Source organism: Shewanella xiamenensis (assembly GCF_014647135.1).
In the GTDB taxonomy this organism is placed as follows: Bacteria; Pseudomonadota; Gammaproteobacteria; order Enterobacterales; family Shewanellaceae; genus Shewanella; species Shewanella xiamenensis.
The window spans coordinates 1-17459 of the sequence record NZ_BMOP01000004.1; the positions used below are offsets into that span (position 1 = coordinate 1).

19 protein-coding genes and 1 pseudogene are annotated in these 17459 nt (G+C 44.5%); 3 read left to right on the forward strand and 17 right to left on the reverse strand.

The window, feature by feature from the left end:
- The 15 genes and pseudogenes from IEY09_RS04765 to IEY09_RS04835 form a co-directional block, all read right to left on the reverse strand.
- Positions 1–94: pseudogene (locus tag IEY09_RS04765) on the reverse strand (flagellin FliC); the annotation flags it as partial.
- A 459-nt stretch (positions 95–553) separates the two neighbouring features.
- A complete protein-coding gene (locus IEY09_RS04770; RefSeq protein ID WP_188870094.1) occupies positions 554–1372 on the reverse strand; it encodes a flagellin N-terminal helical domain-containing protein in 819 nt (272 codons plus the stop codon).
- 94 nt (positions 1373–1466) lie between these two features.
- The gene (flgL, locus tag IEY09_RS04775; protein WP_188870096.1) at positions 1467–2678 is read right to left on the reverse strand and encodes a flagellar hook-associated protein FlgL; all 1212 of its coding nucleotides are present in this window, start codon (positions 2676–2678) and stop codon (positions 1467–1469) included.
- A gap of 11 nt (positions 2679–2689) precedes the next feature.
- On the reverse strand, positions 2690–4615 hold the full coding sequence (flgK, locus tag IEY09_RS04780) for a flagellar hook-associated protein FlgK (protein ID WP_047539506.1): 1926 nt from the start codon (positions 4613–4615) through the stop codon (positions 2690–2692).
- Positions 4616–4655: 40 nt separating this feature from the next.
- A complete protein-coding gene (flgJ, locus tag IEY09_RS04785; protein ID WP_188870098.1) occupies positions 4656–5810 on the reverse strand; it encodes a flagellar assembly peptidoglycan hydrolase FlgJ in 1155 nt (384 codons plus the stop codon).
- A gap of 17 nt (positions 5811–5827) precedes the next feature.
- Positions 5828–6919, reverse strand: a complete 1092-nt coding sequence (locus IEY09_RS04790) for a flagellar basal body P-ring protein FlgI (RefSeq protein ID WP_037420597.1) — start codon at positions 6917–6919, stop codon at positions 5828–5830.
- An 11-nt stretch (positions 6920–6930) separates the two neighbouring features.
- The gene (gene flgH / locus IEY09_RS04795; RefSeq protein ID WP_011716401.1) at positions 6931–7605 is read right to left on the reverse strand and encodes a flagellar basal body L-ring protein FlgH; all 675 of its coding nucleotides are present in this window, start codon (positions 7603–7605) and stop codon (positions 6931–6933) included.
- Positions 7606–7617: 12 nt separating this feature from the next.
- Positions 7618–8406 (reverse strand): flagellar basal-body rod protein FlgG, encoded by a 789-nt coding sequence (gene flgG, locus IEY09_RS04800; RefSeq protein WP_011716400.1) that lies wholly within the window; start codon positions 8404–8406, stop codon positions 7618–7620.
- A gap of 10 nt (positions 8407–8416) precedes the next feature.
- Positions 8417–9160 carry a flagellar basal-body rod protein FlgF gene (gene flgF / locus IEY09_RS04805; RefSeq protein ID WP_011716399.1) on the reverse strand — a complete coding sequence of 248 codons (744 nt, stop codon included), beginning with the start codon at positions 9158–9160 and terminating at the stop codon, positions 8417–8419.
- Between the two features lie 171 nt (positions 9161–9331).
- Positions 9332–10693 (reverse strand): flagellar hook protein FlgE, encoded by a 1362-nt coding sequence (gene flgE / locus IEY09_RS04810; protein WP_188870100.1) that lies wholly within the window; start codon positions 10691–10693, stop codon positions 9332–9334.
- Between the two features lie 69 nt (positions 10694–10762).
- Complete coding sequence (gene flgD, locus IEY09_RS04815) at positions 10763–11542, reverse strand: flagellar hook assembly protein FlgD (RefSeq protein WP_037420602.1); 780 nt, start codon at positions 11540–11542, stop codon at positions 10763–10765.
- 24 nt (positions 11543–11566) lie between these two features.
- Positions 11567–11983, reverse strand: a complete 417-nt coding sequence (gene flgC / locus IEY09_RS04820; protein ID WP_011716396.1) for a flagellar basal body rod protein FlgC — start codon at positions 11981–11983, stop codon at positions 11567–11569.
- A 2-nt stretch (positions 11984–11985) separates the two neighbouring features.
- Positions 11986–12390: a flagellar basal body rod protein FlgB gene (gene flgB, locus IEY09_RS04825; RefSeq protein ID WP_037424822.1), complete on the reverse strand. Its 405-nt coding sequence runs from the start codon at positions 12388–12390 to the stop codon at positions 11986–11988.
- A gap of 143 nt (positions 12391–12533) precedes the next feature.
- Positions 12534–13373: a CheR family methyltransferase gene (locus tag IEY09_RS04830; protein WP_037420607.1), complete on the reverse strand. Its 840-nt coding sequence runs from the start codon at positions 13371–13373 to the stop codon at positions 12534–12536.
- A gap of 102 nt (positions 13374–13475) precedes the next feature.
- Positions 13476–14396 carry a chemotaxis protein CheV gene (locus tag IEY09_RS04835; protein WP_037420608.1) on the reverse strand — a complete coding sequence of 307 codons (921 nt, stop codon included), beginning with the start codon at positions 14394–14396 and terminating at the stop codon, positions 13476–13478.
- A 205-nt stretch (positions 14397–14601) separates the two neighbouring features.
- Here IEY09_RS04835 and flgA point away from each other — a divergent pair, with 205 nt between their 5' ends.
- From flgA to IEY09_RS04850, 3 genes are all read left to right on the forward strand, one after another.
- A complete protein-coding gene (flgA, locus tag IEY09_RS04840; RefSeq protein ID WP_188870102.1) occupies positions 14602–15309 on the forward strand; it encodes a flagellar basal body P-ring formation chaperone FlgA in 708 nt (235 codons plus the stop codon).
- A 74-nt stretch (positions 15310–15383) separates the two neighbouring features.
- Positions 15384–15710: a flagellar biosynthesis anti-sigma factor FlgM gene (gene flgM, locus IEY09_RS04845; protein ID WP_037420613.1), complete on the forward strand. Its 327-nt coding sequence runs from the start codon at positions 15384–15386 to the stop codon at positions 15708–15710.
- 2 nt (positions 15711–15712) lie between these two features.
- Positions 15713–16138, forward strand: coding sequence for a flagella synthesis protein FlgN (locus IEY09_RS04850; protein ID WP_037424828.1), 426 nt, complete (start codon positions 15713–15715; stop codon positions 16136–16138).
- 122 nt (positions 16139–16260) lie between these two features.
- On the opposite strand, the gene IEY09_RS04855 is transcribed toward IEY09_RS04850, so the two are convergent.
- Together IEY09_RS04855 and IEY09_RS04860 are read right to left on the reverse strand one after the other, a co-directional pair.
- Positions 16261–16710: an LPP20 family lipoprotein gene (locus IEY09_RS04855; protein WP_037420620.1), complete on the reverse strand. Its 450-nt coding sequence runs from the start codon at positions 16708–16710 to the stop codon at positions 16261–16263.
- On the reverse strand, positions 16707–17339 hold the full coding sequence (locus tag IEY09_RS04860; protein WP_188870104.1) for a FlgO family outer membrane protein: 633 nt from the start codon (positions 17337–17339) through the stop codon (positions 16707–16709). Before IEY09_RS04860 ends, IEY09_RS04855 begins: the two co-directional genes overlap by 4 nt.
- Between the last annotated feature and the right edge of the window lie 120 nt (positions 17340–17459).

The following is a 17459-nucleotide window of genomic DNA, read 5'->3' on the forward strand; positions in this document are numbered from 1 at the left end:
AACGCTCCATTGAGGTTGCCAAAGCATTACCCGATGCATTCAAGTTCTTCTGTGCCTTCATTGAAGTCACGTTTGTGTTTACTGTAATTGCCATGATTATACCTCATTAAGCCTGGTTAAGAGCTTGTCCGCATTTTAGGCGAATCAATCTATCTGCCCTAGGTAACGGCAATGGGAATAAAAACTTTAGTCATCTTTTTATTTTTAAGGAGGGCAAATTCATCAGTACTACGTATCATACTGAGAAATAAAGAAATGGTTCTATGCCAGCATGAGGAGTACTATGCTGACAAAAACGTCTTGCCGAAATAATACTTGGTTATTAGGGCGAGAAAACTGACCTTTCGCATAGCAACAATGCTAAACCAAATAAATTAAAGCAGTTAACCCAAAAAACGCTTTAGGCTAAGTTATCTAAACGAGCATGCCTGAAAGGTTAGCTTATCAAGCACAGGAGTTCGAGCTGAGTGGATGCAGAGATATCTTTATGAAAAATAGAGATGCCCATCCTACGCATTCGAGGAATGGGCATTTTAGCTCTTCAAGTGAAAAATTAACCCAACAGAGATAATGCAACTTGTGGCAGCTGATTCGCTTGCGCCAACATTGAACTACCAGTCTGCTGTAGTACTTGATTTTTGGTCATTTGGGCTGTTTCTTTCGCAAAATCGACATCCACAATACGGCTCTTCGCATCGGCTACGTTTGCCTGTGTGTTGGCACTGTTACTGATGTTATGTGCTAGACGGTTTTGAACAGCACCAAGAGTCGCACGTTGTGTATCGATCAGTTTCAATGCCGCATCAATTGCTCCAATCGCAGTTGATGCACCTACATCAGTAGATAATGCAAGGCCACTAATCCCGAGAGTGGTGGCATCTGTTGCAGAAATTGAAATTGAAATATTTTCGCCTTCTTGATGGCCAACTTGGAAGCTCTTAGCTGTAAAACCACCACTGAGCAGTTTAGTATCACCAAATGCCGTTGAAGATGAAATTGCTGTAATTTCAGAAACTAATTGGTCTAGTTCCGCCTGTAACGCTTCCCTGTCACTGGTAGAGTTAGCACCGTTAACCGACTGTACAGATAAATCACGCATACGCTGTAACATGTTGGTTTGCTCTTGCATTGCACCTTCAGCAACTTGTGCAACAGAAATACCATCATTCGCATTTCGCATACCGACTTCTAAGCCTCGAACTTGGCTATTTAAGCGGTTAGAAATCGCTAGACCTGCAGCGTCGTCTTTAGCACTGTTAATACGCAAGCCACTGGATAATCTTTCCATTGATGTAGCTAACGCATTACCAGAGCTATTTAAATTTTTCTGTGCCTTCATTGAAGTCACGTTAGTATTAACGGTAATAGCCATGTTGAGTTCCTCTTCCTAGTTATACTGCCAAGGCTTGGAGCTTGGCTAAATTTTTAACAATTTATCTTACAGAGGGTTAGGTCTTTGCTTTCTGTTAAATAAAGTCAAACAGGGAAACAGAACCCACCTTACTAAACACGTTAGAGACTGCGTTCAATGCAAGCTGCTGCTTTTCAAATTCCGTAATCGCTGACGCATAATCCAGATCTTCCAGAAGTGATAGTGCCGAAGTATTCACCACTTTCTCCTCTGTATGAGTATCCTTGTAACGCTCGACGGTTTTCAGACCATTTCCTGCCACACTTCTGGCTGAACTCATCTGATTGACGCCACTATCGATATTATTCAATAACTGTGCCAACTGAGCTTTTCCTTGGGGAGAATTTGCTGCGTTAGGATCTTCGATCAAAGCGATCGCATTACTGATCGTGTCAAATATACTGACCTCAGCCTGAGGTTCCATGCTGAAACTATCTCCAGCGCTGGGTTTTCCGTCTATCTTGACCTCAATGCCATTAAAACTGACAGGATTCGTCGCATCGAAGTTAGCAACGTTTGCGACTGGATTATTTGCTGAATCAAGCACCTGTAGATTGACGCCGCCAGAACCGTTATCAGAGAAATTAAAGGTATAAGTATCAGCCACATAAGTCGCTTGATCGGCTATTTTGGCTGTATCAACGTTAAATCCACCTTGCTGACTGGCCAAATAATTGACGCTATAATCGCCAAGCCCATTGGGAGCCTTCATAAACGCGAGATCGCCAGGAATATTGGTTCCAATGGCAACACCTGATTGCACTAAGCTATCGCGAACCCCAGAATCGCCGCTGTATACGATCTTGGGTGGAGTGGAATTATCAAAAGAGAAGGGTTGTTTGTCGGTACTAAACCCAGAGAACAGATAATTACCCGATTCATCTTTGCTATTGGCAATAGAGAGTAGTTCTTCAAGACTATCTTTCATCTCATCGGCAATCATTTGCCGCTCTGAGTCAGATAAAGTGCCGTTGACAGCACGCATCAACTGTTCACGAATAGAACCTGTTAAGTCTTCCGCACTGCCCAACTTGCTTTCTGTAACGGCAAGGCGGTTATTGGCATAGTCGATATTCTTCATAAATTGATCGACTAAGGCATTACGTTGATTTAGGTTGTCGATACCTAAAGCCGCAACAGGGTCATCCCCAGAGGTGTTGACCTTTTTGCCAGTACTAAGCTGTTCTAAAATTTTGCTCGTTGCGGTTTGCTTTTGCAGCACGCTAGTAATACTTTGATTAAAGAGCTGCGCGGTTGATAATCGCATCGTCACTTCTCCTAACGCACTGAAGTCAATAGACTGTCAAAAATTTGCTGCGCGGTTGACATAATTCGCGCAGAAGCCTGATAAGCTTGTTGAAAACGCATCAGGTTGGCCGCTTCTTCATCTAAGTTCACGCCTGATTCACTTTCAACTCGGGTATAAGCTTGCTTATAAATGGCTTCTGCAGACCCCACTCGTACTTCAGCTGCTTTTGTTTGACTGCCAATATCCTGTTTGGTCTTTTGAAATACGTCTGCAAGCGTTGACTTACCACCATTCATCACTTTGGTTTCACTCAGTTTTGCCATCGCAACGGCGTTGGTGTTATCGCCCTCTGCAAAAGATAAATCGAAGGTAAATTTGTCACCCGCGGCTGCGCCGCTACTCTCAACTTCAAAGGTAAAACCAAATGCACTGATGCTCGGTGGCGTATAAGGCGCAGCAGCACCGAGTGATGCGCCTGAGGCATCAAAGGCTTCAAAGGTCGGCGGCACGGCAGTTGTATTTAACTGAATAGTCAGCTCCCCCCCTTTTACAGGGAAATTCGCCGCATTACGGTCAGTAATTTGCGTGAGCTTAACTTGAGTGTTACCTGAGTTCGCAGTATCTGCGGTAATTTTGGGTGCCGCGGCAGCGATACCTTTAGGATCGGTCATCACTACTTCAATGCCATTCGCGGCCCCTGCGGTTGGACGAATGGCAAATCTGTCTCCAGAGGCCATGGCGCCAGCTTTAATATCAATAGAAAATCCAGCACCGCCTTCTAACTTAGTGCCGTTTAAAGTAAGCGGCGTTATCGCGCCGGTTTGCGTATCTCTAAGTTGATAGGTCGACGGCGCCGTAAACGACAGCTCATATGAGCCACCCGTTAAGGTACTGGTATCATCAATATTGACGCCTAAGGTCGCGTTACCTGTATTACCAGAAAGACCAGCAACACGGCCTAAGGACATTAGAGGATCGTTAATATCTTTGAACATATTTGCGCCAACTTGACCATTAAGATCAAATCCTTGCGCTTGCAGTTTATTAAAGCTGTCTGCAACCCCTAAGGCCAATTGATCAAGCTCTAAGCTCGCAGGCATCAAGGTTTGGTCACGGTATTCAAACAATGCCCCCAACTGCCCTCCTAACTTGCTAGGATCGGCTTTTACGCTTTGTGAGCCAATGGTCGATACCAATTGCAATTCGTTGGGGAAGGGATCGCCCGTTGTCGTGCTCATCGACATCGCCACTTCCCCCGAAACCAACATGATAGAACCGCCTAACATGATGCTCTTTGCCCCATTATCCAAGGGGATCACATTCACCTGCGCATACTGACTTAACTCTTGCACGAGCGCGTCTTGCTTATCTAATAAAATCGGATCTTGATTAGGCGATTTCATCAACTCAAGATTGAGATTAGCAAGTTCAGTGCTGATCTCATTAATGCGCTTAGTCATCCCAGTGATTTGATCATTGGTTTGATTTAGCTGCCCGTTCAAGGTTGACTGCATTTGATTCAAGCTATTTGCCAGTTGTTTGGCATCATTTAAGGTTGAGCTACGAATACCTAAATCAGCAGGTAAGTCTGCCAAGCTATTTAAGCCTGCAAACAAATCGTTCAAGCTCTGTGGTATCACTTTACCAATTTGGGAGAAAATTTGGTCCAGCTCACTAAGCTTGCCATAGCTAGCCTCAGCCGCACTCAGGGTCGTTTGGCCAATACGCAGTTCGCGCGAGGCATAGTCATTATAAATACGTTTTACATCAGAAACATATGTCCCAGTACCGTAAAAACCATTTCCAAGACGTTGAGAATCTAAGGTGGTTTGGGTTGCCACTTGTCGGTGATAACCCGCGGTATTGGCGTTAGCAATGTTATTACTGGTCACCCCTAGTTGCGACTGAGAAGCGAGCACCCCTGTACGGGCAATGTTTAATAGATCGATAGCCATTAGCCGATACTCCTCAACACTAATGTCTTATGAAGAATGATCATTTGTCTTCTCCTGGCAGTATCGATTTCAGCTCTTCACTGATGGACTGCATGACTTTAATCACTTTTTCAGCATATTTTGGATCGGTAGCGTAACCCGCATCCTGCAATGCACGGATAAACTGAGTCGGTGACGCTGCCACTTTCTTGGCATCTTGATAGCGCTCACCGTCAGCAATAAAGGAAACAAAATCGTTAAAACTATGCTCAAAATCGTTGTAAACCCGGAAATCGGCTTTTTGTCTAACGGCAATACCCTGCTCAAACTCCAAGGTACTCACGTTAGCTTTATCACCCAGCCAACGACGATCCGCTTTAATATTGAATAAGTTATGGCTAGGAGCGCCGTTATTTCCGCGAACAATTTTTTGCCCCCAACCAGTCTCGAGGGCCGATTGAGCCAATAACACTTCAGGTTTAGTGCCAAGGGCTTTAGCGGCTTTTTCTGCATGGGGATATAACGTCGCTAAAAATTCTTCACGGCTACCAAACTTAAGCGTCTTTTGCGTTTCTCTAAATGCCACTGTCGGCAATATTTGGCCGCTGATAACAGGTTCTATCGGTGATAAGGGTTGCTCAGACCAGGTAGGCTTAGGTGTATCTATCGCCAACAAGCGTTCAGGTCGGTCAATGTCTAAGTAAGAAGTGACACCATCGGCCTTTTCAAATTCAACATTTGGACGCGCTATCGATGCAGGTACACCTTGTGCGGCTTGTTCTGAAGTGTTGCTATTTATAGCTTCAGCAGTCGATGGGGCTTGAACAGGAATATTAAACGCTTTAGCGTCATGTTCTAGTTTCATGCCACCATCATTACGTAGCACCGATGCAGGTGTTAGCTGGCTTGACTCAGGAGACAACTGCTGCACCATCATGTCAGCCAGCCCCAGCACACCTTTATCCGATAAGTCGACAGATAATTGCTGATCCCGCATCTGCTCATAAAATTTGGTGTATTGACTATTGAGAGGACTGTCAGACTCAAACACCGCATTAGCATCACGCATGCTCTTCATCAGCATTTGCACAAAAACGCCTTCAAATTGCTGAGCAACTTTTTTCAAAGCGCCCTTTTCATCTTTCTGAGCCTGGGCGCGCAGGTTATCCAGCCCGCCCAGGTCAAGAAAATGTGATGAACTTGAAAGCTTTTCCATGATTTTCCCGACAGAAATTAGATGATGATAAGTTCACCATGCAAAGCACCTGCCACTTTTAACGCTTCCAGAATGGCAAGGACATCTGAAGGGGCTGCACCGACCAAATTCACGGCGCGCACTAATTCATCTAAGGTCGTGCCAGGATTAAACATAAACATCCGGCGATCACTTTCAGTCGCATTTATCGTGCTATTGCTGGTCACTGTTGTTTGGCCATTGGCTAGCGCATTTGGCTGAGACACCTGAGTCGCTTCGGCGATCGTCACAGTCAAACCACCATGAGTCACAGCCGCAGGTAATAACTTGACGTTCTGCCCAACGACTATCGTGCCAGTACGCGAATTCACAATCACTTTGGCAGACTCCTCAGCAGGTTCCACCTCAATATTTTCGAGCGTAGCTAAAAAAGACACCCGTTGTGATACATCCCTTGGCGCACTGACCTGAATCGACGTTGCATCCAATGGGCGCGCCATATCAGGGCCGAGCAGATCATTAATCGCATCGGCCATACGCTGCGCGGTCGAAAAATCCGAGCGACGTAGGTTAAACGTCAAATAATCGCCAGTAGAAAACGGCGTAGCCACACTGCGTTCAACAATTGCGCCGTTAGGAATACGGCCAACCGTTGGCGTGTTTTGAATCACTTTCGAACCATCCAAACCATCGGCACTAAAACCACTTACCACTAAACTGCCTTGGGCAATCGCATATACATTGCCATCAACTCCTTTGAGAAAGGTTTGCAGTAACGTACCACCACGTAAGCTTTTTGCTTCACCTAGGCTTGAAACGGTCACATCCAATTCTTGGCCCGGTTTAATAAACGCTGGCATATCGGCATGTACAGCAACCACGGCTACGTTTTTGATTTTGGGTCTAAAATTTTCAGGCAAATTGATGCCGAAATTTTTAAGCATGGTGGTGAATGTTTGCTCTGTGTAATTGGTTTTCTCACCCGTACCAGGTAACCCCACGACTAAGCCATAACCAATTAACTGGTTATTTCGCACCCCTTGCACATTAGCAATATCTTTAATGCGTTCAGCCTGGCTTGGCATCGAAAACGCCAACATAACAACGGCCAAAATGAGTTTATATTTCATGATATGACTCCTTAGAAGGGCCACCAATCGCTCATAAAGAACTGGCTTAACCAGCCCACTTTTTGCGCTTCGGCGAAAGTACCAGTACCGCTATATTGAATACGCGCATTGGCCATACGGGTTGAATCAATGGTGTTATCTGGCTTGATATCTTGCGAGCGCACAATACCGGTCACGCGGATAAACTCATCACCATTGTTGATTGAAATCCACTTTTCACCGCGCACAACTAAGTTACCGTTATTGAGAACTTGCATAATATTGGCGGAGATACTGCCATCTAAGCTATTGCTTTGATCTGCATCGGATTCACGCTTAGTATTCATGCTGTCTTTGTAGCGTAAATCGAGGGGAATACCGCCTAAAGACACATTGCTCCCGCCAGCATAAATGGGGTCGAGTGTCATATCAGAACCTTTTTTGATCTGATTACCTGCACTCTTTTTCGCCTGAGTCGCTTCTTTCAACACGATAGTGATAATGTCACCGACTTTATGGGCACGAATATCCGAGTAAAGACTCGCCGCTTGGCTATCTTGGTAAATCGACCCCGTTGCAGCAATTTTAGTCGGTGGTGCTTCGGGATAAACTGGGGCATAGAAGGGATCATCCGCAATCGGCTTCTTTGGAGTTGAACTACATGCCGCCAGCAAGAGCGTACTAGCCAATAGTAGATATCTAGCCATGATCATGTGCCTCTACAGATTCTGATTCACATAAGCCAGCATCTGATCGACCGCCGAAATCACTTTGGAGTTCATCTCGTAGATCCGCTGACTTTCAATGAGGTTAACTAGCTCTTCGGTCACGTTCACGTTAGAGGTTTCTAACGCACCTTGACGAATCGCTCCCATACCATCAAGTGATGCAGTGCCTTGAATAGGCGTACCACTCGCACCAGTTTCGGTGTATAGGTTTTGTCCCATAGGATCTAAACCCGACGGGTTAATAAAGTCGGTCATACTTAGCTGCCCAACGACCTGGTTTTCCGCCGCACCTGGTGTTTTTACCGAAACTTCCCCTTCAGCAGAGACCGTAATACTGGTTGCATCCTCAGGAATAGTGATCGCAGGTTGCAACACATAACCCGAACCCGGTGTGACAATTTGCCCAGTATCATCTAAGGTAAATTGACCATTACGGGTATAAGCCGTTGTCCCATCGGGGAGCTGCACTTCGAAAAACCCAGGACCTTCAATCATCAAATCGAGCGAGTTATCCGTGGTCAGCATATTGCCTTGGGTAAACATTTTTTGGGTGGCTACCACCTTGGTACCCGCACCAATGTTCAAACCGTTTGGCAACTTAGTGTTAGAGGCGCTGATCCCACCCGCTTGGTTAACCGTTTGATAAAGTAAGTCTTCAAACACCGCGCGGCTTTTTTTATAGCCCACAGTACTGGCGTTAGCGACGTTGTTTGAAATCACCGCAATATCGGTTTGCTGTGCGTCTAAGCCAGTTTTACTAATCCATAACGCTGGATGCATAATTTATCTCCTAACTAATCCGCATTAATGAGGATGAAGCGCGGTCATTTTCTTCCGCGGTTTTCATCATCTTCACTTGCAATTCAAATTGTCGCTGTAGGTCGATTAAGGACACCATCTCATCCACGGGGTTGACGTTACTGCCCTCTACAGCACCACTTTCTACAAATACACTGGGATCGGCAGGCGCCGGATCACCGGATACTAAACGGAACAACCCATCCTCGCCGCGCATCATTTGTGCATTGCCGGGGTTTACTAACTTTAATCTTCCTACCTCTTCGACGACTTCTGTCGTCGCACCTTGAGGACGAACAGAGATAATCCCATCCTGTGAAATAGTGACCTTTTCAATTGGCAGCGGTAACACAATCGGTCCGGCATCACCCATCACGGGATTACCACGGTCGTTATGCAATAAACCTGTTGAGTCAAAACTGAGACTGCCAGAACGGGTATAAGCTTCACTACCATCCTGTGCTTGCACGGCAAACCAACCGTCACCTTTAATGGCAACGTCAAGATCGCGTCCAGTAGATTTAATCGGGCCCGAACGAAAATTGGCGGAGGGGGTTTCAACCATGGCAAAGACCCTTGTTGGCAATCCTTCACCAAAGGCTTGCATCGATCTGGCTTGCGCCATATCCGACTTAAATCCATCGGTATTTGCGTTGGCTAAGTTGTTGGCACGCAAAGCCAACTCATTCATATTTTGCTTAGCGCCGCTCATGGAGATATAAAGGAATTTGTCCACAGACTGCTCCGTCAAAGTTTCAACCTGACAATAGCAAAGCAAGCATCATGCCAATAAAATAAGCAGCTAGTTAACTGATAAATTAGGAGATTTTAATAAACGAATGAATGCACAACAGAAAGAGGCTAAGTGTTGCCGCTTGCGGCAACACTTAGCAGAGGCAAGATTAACTTAACGAATTTGCAGAACAGTTTGTTGCAGAGTGTTATTCACTTCCAGCGTACGTGAGTTGGCTTGGAAGTTACGTTGTGCCGAAATCAAATCCACCAGCTCAGTCGTCAAGTCAATGTTAGATTGCTCTAACGCTGAAGAACTGAGACTACCAAACGTACCACTGTTAGGCTCACCAGCCAGCGCAGGACCTGACGATAAACTGGCTTTCCACGAGGTATTACCCACTTGTGTCAACCCTTGTTCGTTTGCAAAGCGAACTAAAGCAACGCGGGCTAATGGCACTGTTGAACCATTGGAGTAACTGGCAGTGATCAAACCATCTTCACCAATTTCGACATTGGTTAAACGCCCTACTGTGGTACCGTCCTGTGACAATTCAGTGGCGGCAAAGGGAGCTGAATATTGGGTTGGTGCATTAAATTTAATAGTCACGGCTTGAGTGCCATCAGCACCAGGGCCTAACACGCCAGCGCCGCCAACCCCTAGCACTTCGGTGGCGACGACTGCCGGATCACTCCCAGTATACACACCGACAGAATTAAACTTCAGAACCGATCCCTTCCAGCCGCCAGCCGTTTGAGCTGTGCCAGAGGCATCGGGAGTGCCATCACCATTGGTGTCAGTCTGATATGTACCAGCAGGGCCAGAAATATCAACTTGTTTACCATCAATGGCATAGTATGCAACCCAGTTGTTTTCACCATTATATGAGCCATTATTTGGCTTGACGAAATAGGTCGTCATGATATGTGGCTCACCCAGAGAGTCATAAATCGTCATGGATGTCACACTGTTATAGGTTTTGGAGTCTAAAGGATCAAAAGCAGCAGGATCGAGTGAACCTTCTTTTGCATTTAAATTCATCTGCAAAGTCACGTTTTCAGTTTGAACAGGGCTACCTGCAGTATCAGGAATTTGTACTGGCTTAGCTGTCGTTAAACTGACAGAGGTAGAGTTACCATCTTTATCTACAGGAAAGGTCTGCAAAAAATTCCCTGCTGAGTCAACCATATAATTATTTTTGTCGACTTTGAAAGCACCTGCCCGAGTAAACTGATGATCCAAGGTACCTATCTCGGACGCAGTTACAAAAAAGCCACCGCCTTTAATCGCTAAATCTAACGAGTTATTCGTCAGTTGCAAACTACCTTGGTGGAATTGCTGCGCCACTTGGCTCGTAGCCACACCGCCACCCACAGCGGTTTTTGAGTTTGAGAAAATTGAATTAGCGTAAACATCCGCAAATTCAGCACGCGACTCTTTAAAGCCAATGGTGTTAGCATTCGCGATATTGTTCGCAGTAGTGTTCAAATCTTTCTGCGCAGCAGAAATGCCACTCAATGCAATGTTAAACGACATAATTCACCTCTACATTTGCTCAATTCAATGATGGACAAGTGTGATGTCCATTTACAATCTTGATAACGATTAAACTTCACTAATCGCAAGTACATCCGACAGTTTAAAGGCCATTCCACCCTTGAGATTCAAAATGGCGCCAGTCGCTGCAGTACCTAAAGAAACACTGGTCACATGCGCATAGGTCGATACAGCTAACGCTTGTGATTTATCATTCACCAAACCCGATGCTTTAATCGAGTAATTACCTGCAGCAACGGGTTCTCCTTTATCATTCAAACCATCCCACTTGACATCAGTGTTACCCCCCTTACTACCATCAACAGTAAATGTTCTAACGACTTGCCCCTTATCATCTTCGATTCGAACATTAATGACGGGAATTTTCTCTGAAGTACTGATCACACCATTTAAGCCTGGGCTTTCTGCAGAGATATAACCCGTATCAGTCGGTAACAGCACTTTTCGCCCAACTAATCCCGATGCTTGCAAAGCTTGGCTTGATGTCATCACACTGTTTAAATTAACAATTTGATCATTTAACTTAGAAATGCCATCAACAGTAGAAAAAGATGCCATCTGTGCAATCATCTGGTCGTTATCAACGGGCTTGAAGGGATCCTGCATCGATAACTGCTGGCTGAGTAATGAGAAAAAATCCTCTTGAGTGAGCTGCTGACTCTTAGCCTCTGGAACAGCAGAACTATTCGGCAAACGTAATCCATCCAAAAATGGGTTACCTGTAGAGCTAGTCGAGGTTTTCGTGGTATTGGTTGATACCGTATTCGATTGAGTGTTTGTTTGAGTCAGCTGCGATGAGGTTTGACTCAGTTGGTTAATGAGGCTCACAACGTACCTCCTAAATAACGCATATTATTTACCCATCCCAAGTGTTTGTTGCAGCATAGATTTTGCCGCCTCAGCCACTTGAACATTCATCTGATATGAGCGAGAAGCTGAAATCATGTCAGCCATTTCTTCCATGACATTCACATTTGGTTTGTAAATAAAGCCATCAGCATCCGCCATCGGATGATCCGGCGAATACTCTTTTAATAGGGGCTTATCACTCTCGACTATGCCTTTCACTGTGACACCTTGGGAAGCTTGTTGCTGACTTTGCGCCTTGGCCATTTCGGCTTCGAAAATAGGATGACGAGAACGGTAAGTTTTATCTACACTGCTGGAGACTGAATCTGCGTTAGCAATGTTACTCGCGGTAGTATTTAGCCGCAGAGACTGGGCTGACATGCCAGACCCCGCAACATCGAAGATATTAAATAAACTCATGATTAATCCCCTCTCAGCGCTTTTTTCATACCGCTAAATTTACTGTCTAAAAACCCCAGAGACATTTGATATTCGAGAGCATTTTGCATAAATGCTGATTGCTCTTGTTGAACGTCGACAGTATTGCCATCCCCAGTATCGGGTTGATTCGGCACTCGAAATTTAACGTACTGCCCGGTTAGCTGCGCTAGCCCAAAATGCTGCTCATCAGCGGTCATCTCTAAGCTATTACGCTGTTGTTGCTGGGTTTTAGCAACATTTAAGGCGGCAGAAAAATCGACGTCACGGGCTTTATAATGTGGCGTATCAGCATTTGCGATATTGCTTGAAATCACTTCAGCCCGCTCAGCACGGATCCCCAACGTGAATTGGTGAACACCCAGTGCCTTATCAAAATTAATCGCCATAAAATTGCCTCCATCGTGTCACTCACGGGTACAAAGCAATTCATGTGCCAATACTTTTATGGGAGGTAATAAAGTTTGTGAGGGATATAGCAGATAAAAAAATTACCGAACTATGCCGGTAATTATCGATTAAAATCAAACGCTTAAGTTTTCTTTTGGTAATAAATGCCAGGGTTACAACGAACCATATCAAATTCATCAGTAAGGCCAGCAATGGATTCGGATGCGCCTAAAAAGAGGATACCTTTGGGATTTAACGCGGCAGCAAATTGCCGCAAAATTTTTGCTTTTGCCTCAGGGGCAAAATAGATCAACACATTTCGGCAAAAAATAATGTCAAACTTACCCAACAAAGTGTAACTCTCGAGCAAGTTATGAGCTCGGAAATTGACGAGACGTTTAACGTTATCCTTTATGCGCATGTTGCCAGAAGGCAAAGCATCAAAAAACTGCCGCTTACGTTCTTCAGACAATCCACGTGCTAACGCTAAACTATCATACTCAGCATTTTTACAACGCTCCAACATAGAAGGCGAAAGATCCGTTGCTTGAATCGAGGCACCACCAGGCAGCGCCCCTGGTTTTTTTTGCTGGTACTCTAATATGGTCATTGCTAAAGAATATGGCTCTTGACCCGACGAGCAAGCTGCAGACCATATCTTTAAAGGTCTACCTAACTTACTGTATTCTGGTAATAGCACATTATTAAGCAATTCAAATGGATAACGATCACGAAACCATAAGGTTTCATTAGTGGTCATGGCATCAATAACTTCAGCTCGTAAAGCTCGTTCCGTGGGTTTCATCGAATGCTTTACCACATCGGATAACGAAGGAAGGTTATATTTGCCCATCAATGGCGCGAGACGACTACGTACGAGGTATTGTTTATTTTCACCTAGCACGATGCCGCTATGTTGTTCTAAGAACAACCTAAATTGATTATATTCTGCTTCAGCGAGTGATTTATCAGGCACATTCACGTCCTAGATCCTATAGCAAGCACCAAAATAAGTGCACAACAATCATGTAATAAGGGCTAGATTATAGCGTAAAGCTCAACTAGGCACTAACCCACACTCTCACTACAAACTTAAATGCTTGTTCACTGCCGCAGCTAATTCGTCAGGGTTAAATTTTGCGATAAAGTCATTGGCACCAACCTTTTGTACCATGGCTTGGTTAAAGACACCGCTTAATGAGGTGTGCAGTACCACCTTGATATTTTTAAGCTTAGGATCATCACGGATCTCAGCCGTTAAGGTATAACCATCCATTTCGGGCATCTCAATATCGGAGATAATGAGTGGAATTTCATCGGCAACGTTATTCATTTCACTTGCAATGGCCTTGAGCTTATCAAGTGCCTCACGACCATCTTTTGCCGTGTCAATTTGTAAATTTAACGACTCTAACGACCGAATAATTTGCTTGCGTGCCACCGCAGAATCATCAATCACCATAATATGGTAATGCTGACTTCTATCGAGAGTAAGTTGCTCATTAACCTCTTCACTAATGGCCGTTTTGACAGGTGAGATTTCATCTAAAATCTTTTCAACATCCAAGATTTCAACCAATTCACCTTCAATCTCGGTAACCGCGGTTAAATAGGAATAACGCCCAGCACCTTGCGGTGGCGGCATAATAGCTTCCCAGTTCATGTTGATAATACGTTCAACAGAACTAACCAAGAACCCCTGCACACTACGGTTATATTCCGAAATGATGATAAAGCAATTTTCAGTGCTCGCTAACGGACGCCCTCCCGTTGCCGCACTCAGATCGATAACAGAAATAGTGGTGCCACGAATATGGGCAACTCCTTTGACGTAAGGATTGAGCTTAGGCAATGTCGTTAATGGCGGGCATTGCAAAACCTCTTTCACTTTAAATACGTTTATCCCAAACCGTTGACGACCATTTAACTTAAATAGCAATAGTTCTAGCCGGTTTTGACCTACGAGTTGGGTTCGTTTGTTGACTGAATCAAGAATACTCGACATAACTCTGCCTTGTTGTTCTGTTTATGTACGGCCCTAAAACTCGTTTGAGTATAGGCATATTAATTGCTTACGTCTTGTTATCGATAAACATAGTTGAAACTAAGTCAAACTTCTGACACCAAAAATCTAAGAAAGAAGCATTGAACAGTTTCACGCTTGATAAAAGTATAGGTGTATTCTGGCGTTACAAGCTAGTCTCTTCATTATGAAAGTAAATTTAGTCTATTTTTTGAGTATTTTCGCACTTTTTCTATCCACGGCAGCTAAGGCTGAACCCGTGATACCTAGCGTATCGGCGATATCCGAATTAGCTAAAGCCCTTATTAATGAAAAGATTGCTGTACCTGCAAATGCGAAAGTCGACATTAATCCACAAACGGTCGATAACCGAATGCTGCCAGCACAGTGTACATCACCAATAAGGGTCGAATTAGCTTCAGAACGCGAAATTAGCCGTAATAACACCATAAAAGTTAGTTGTGATACCCCCGATCTCGCCTACCCTTGGCAGATTTTTATGTCTGTTAGAGTAGACATTCTTTTTCCTGTTGTGGTCGCAACCGAAACCTTAGCGCCAGGTGAATTAATCAATCCTTTACAGGTCGAGATCCGCTATGTTGACCAAAATAGTTTGCGTGGCATGCAATTTAGCGATACTAATCAGCTAACAGGCGTGAGAGTTAAACGCCGAGTCGCGAAAAATTATCCTATTTTTGCGAACAACCTTTGCTTTGTCTGTAAAAATGACACAGTGTCGATTTATGTGCGTTCAAATAACTTCGTACTAAAAACTGTGGGAGAGGCGCTGCAAGATGGTAATATCGGCGACCAAATTCGAATCAAAAATAGCAGTTCTAACAAAGAGCTAGATGCCATAATTACGGCGATTGGCGAAGTAGAAGTTAGAATGTAAAATAAGCTAAAGCTTTTCGATAAGCTGCCGATACCCCAGTTAAGAAATCCGTATACATGACGCTGGAGCCTAAAATGGCAATTGATATTAGCAAATTTAACGCCGGAGCGGCCGCACAAGTCCGTTCAAACAGCACTAAACAAAGCAGCGAAAGCGAGAAAACCTCTCAGGTAGCGGCTAAATCAACTCAACTAAAAGGTGACTCTGTTGTCATTACGGCTCAAGCTCAACAGTTACAAGGAGCTCAAACCAAAATGGCCAGTCTACCTGAAGTCGACCAAAAGAAGGTGGCCGAAATAAAACAAGCCATTGCCGAAGGTCGTTATAAAATTGATCCCGAAAAGTTGGCTGCGAATATTGCCAGCTTCGAAGCAGAATTAAATGAGCTTAATAAAGAGTAACTATGACAGAAATAGCTAAACTGGTAGATCAACAACACGCCCATTTGGCTGTTCTTAAACAAATTATTCTTAAGGAAAAAGGCGCTTTGGTTGACCAAAACGCCGATTTGCTTTTGTCGCTTGCTGAGCAAAAATCAACATGTCTACAAGACCTTAAAGCAAATGATGACTTGCTGGCTAGTCACAGCGATAAAGCCTTACTCACAGAGCAAGTTGAGCTATCCGATAAAATGGCAGTGGTTAAAGAGGCTCTAGCAGAATGCAAAGATCTCAACGCACAAAATGCTAGTTTGATCGAGATGAATCTTGCAAGCCTAAACCGCTTTGCTCAAGCCTTGCAGGCGAGCCGAAATGCCACCACGCTGACGTATAACGATAAAGGTAAAACATCAACAATCTCAAGCTTAGGCAATGATCTAAAAGCGTAAGGTGTTATAAGTACAAACGGATTTCAAACAAAAACCGCGCTTAGTAAGCGCGGTTTTTGTTTATCGATTATCCGTACCCAAACCATCTCATGCTTGTCTTCTGGCGGATAGGAGATAACACCTTAAAAGTAAGTGACTTCTTTAATTCTCTGTGGCCGACTCTGCTGCTGATAGATTTGCCATACCTTAGAAAAATCAAGTTCTAACTCAGTAACATAATGCTCACCTGCGGGATAACTTTTAACTACTCTTGCGCCGCGGATCACCCCAGTGACTGAAGCTTTAACATTATCATCGGTTAGCATCCAATCACTGACACTGCTGTTAGCGGTGATCTTTTGACCATATACTTGTTCAGCTAGCTCACGGTAAGCCACAATTTTGGATGCTTGCATCGCCATCAACATTCTTTGAGATTGCTCTTTCGCTGGTTGAGTCGCTAACGGGGCATAACCAATTGCCGTTAGCTTAGGGAAGCTAGATGGAGGAACATCTTCCCACTGCACATACTTGTCTCTAGAGGCACAACTTGTCAGTAGAAGCGCCGCAATCACCAACAGGTAGCGTTTCATTTTCCATCTCCTAATACACGCACTTCATTCATACCGGGAGCCGACTGACGATATAAAATCCCATCGAGGGAGATCACTTGCTCAGAGGGCTGCATATAATTGCTTAATTCTTTTTGTGTAACAAAGGTCTGTGAAGCTGACACCACTCGGTTGTTACTTAAGGTAACGATTCGAGTATTAATCGCTAAGCCATTAGTCGTCGGGCTCATCGTGGATACCACAATATGGTCAACAGGCAAATTAGTAGACAATTTTTGCCAGTCACGCGTCAAAATAAAATCGCCCTCACCAGTAACACGCAGTCCATCGGCGAGATTTAACTCCACCACATTAAATTGAAAACTGTGCAACGATGCCATGAGTCCCTGCTGCAATTGCAGCGCAACCGCATTCGTACTCGTCATGTCGCCCACTAATACTGGTGTAGTTACAACGATAGGTTGATCAGGACGCAATGCATCATTTTGCTTGACTAGCTCGGTCACAATACGCTGCGCTAAATGATTAATCACCGCTGTCGGCGGCAAACCATTGCCATCAACTAGACTAGGTTTTGGCGGCACAACGGGTTTAGTCGCACACCCAATCAGCGCCAAAAGAGCCAGGGGAATGAACGCACGCTTTAGCATGGGAATAACCTCATTATCGATATCAATGCGCCTCAAAGCGAGCCGCAATCTTTAGTCAAAAAGATTGCAAATATTAGACCAAGTCAAAATACAATCCTTGATTCACTCACCAGATTATCG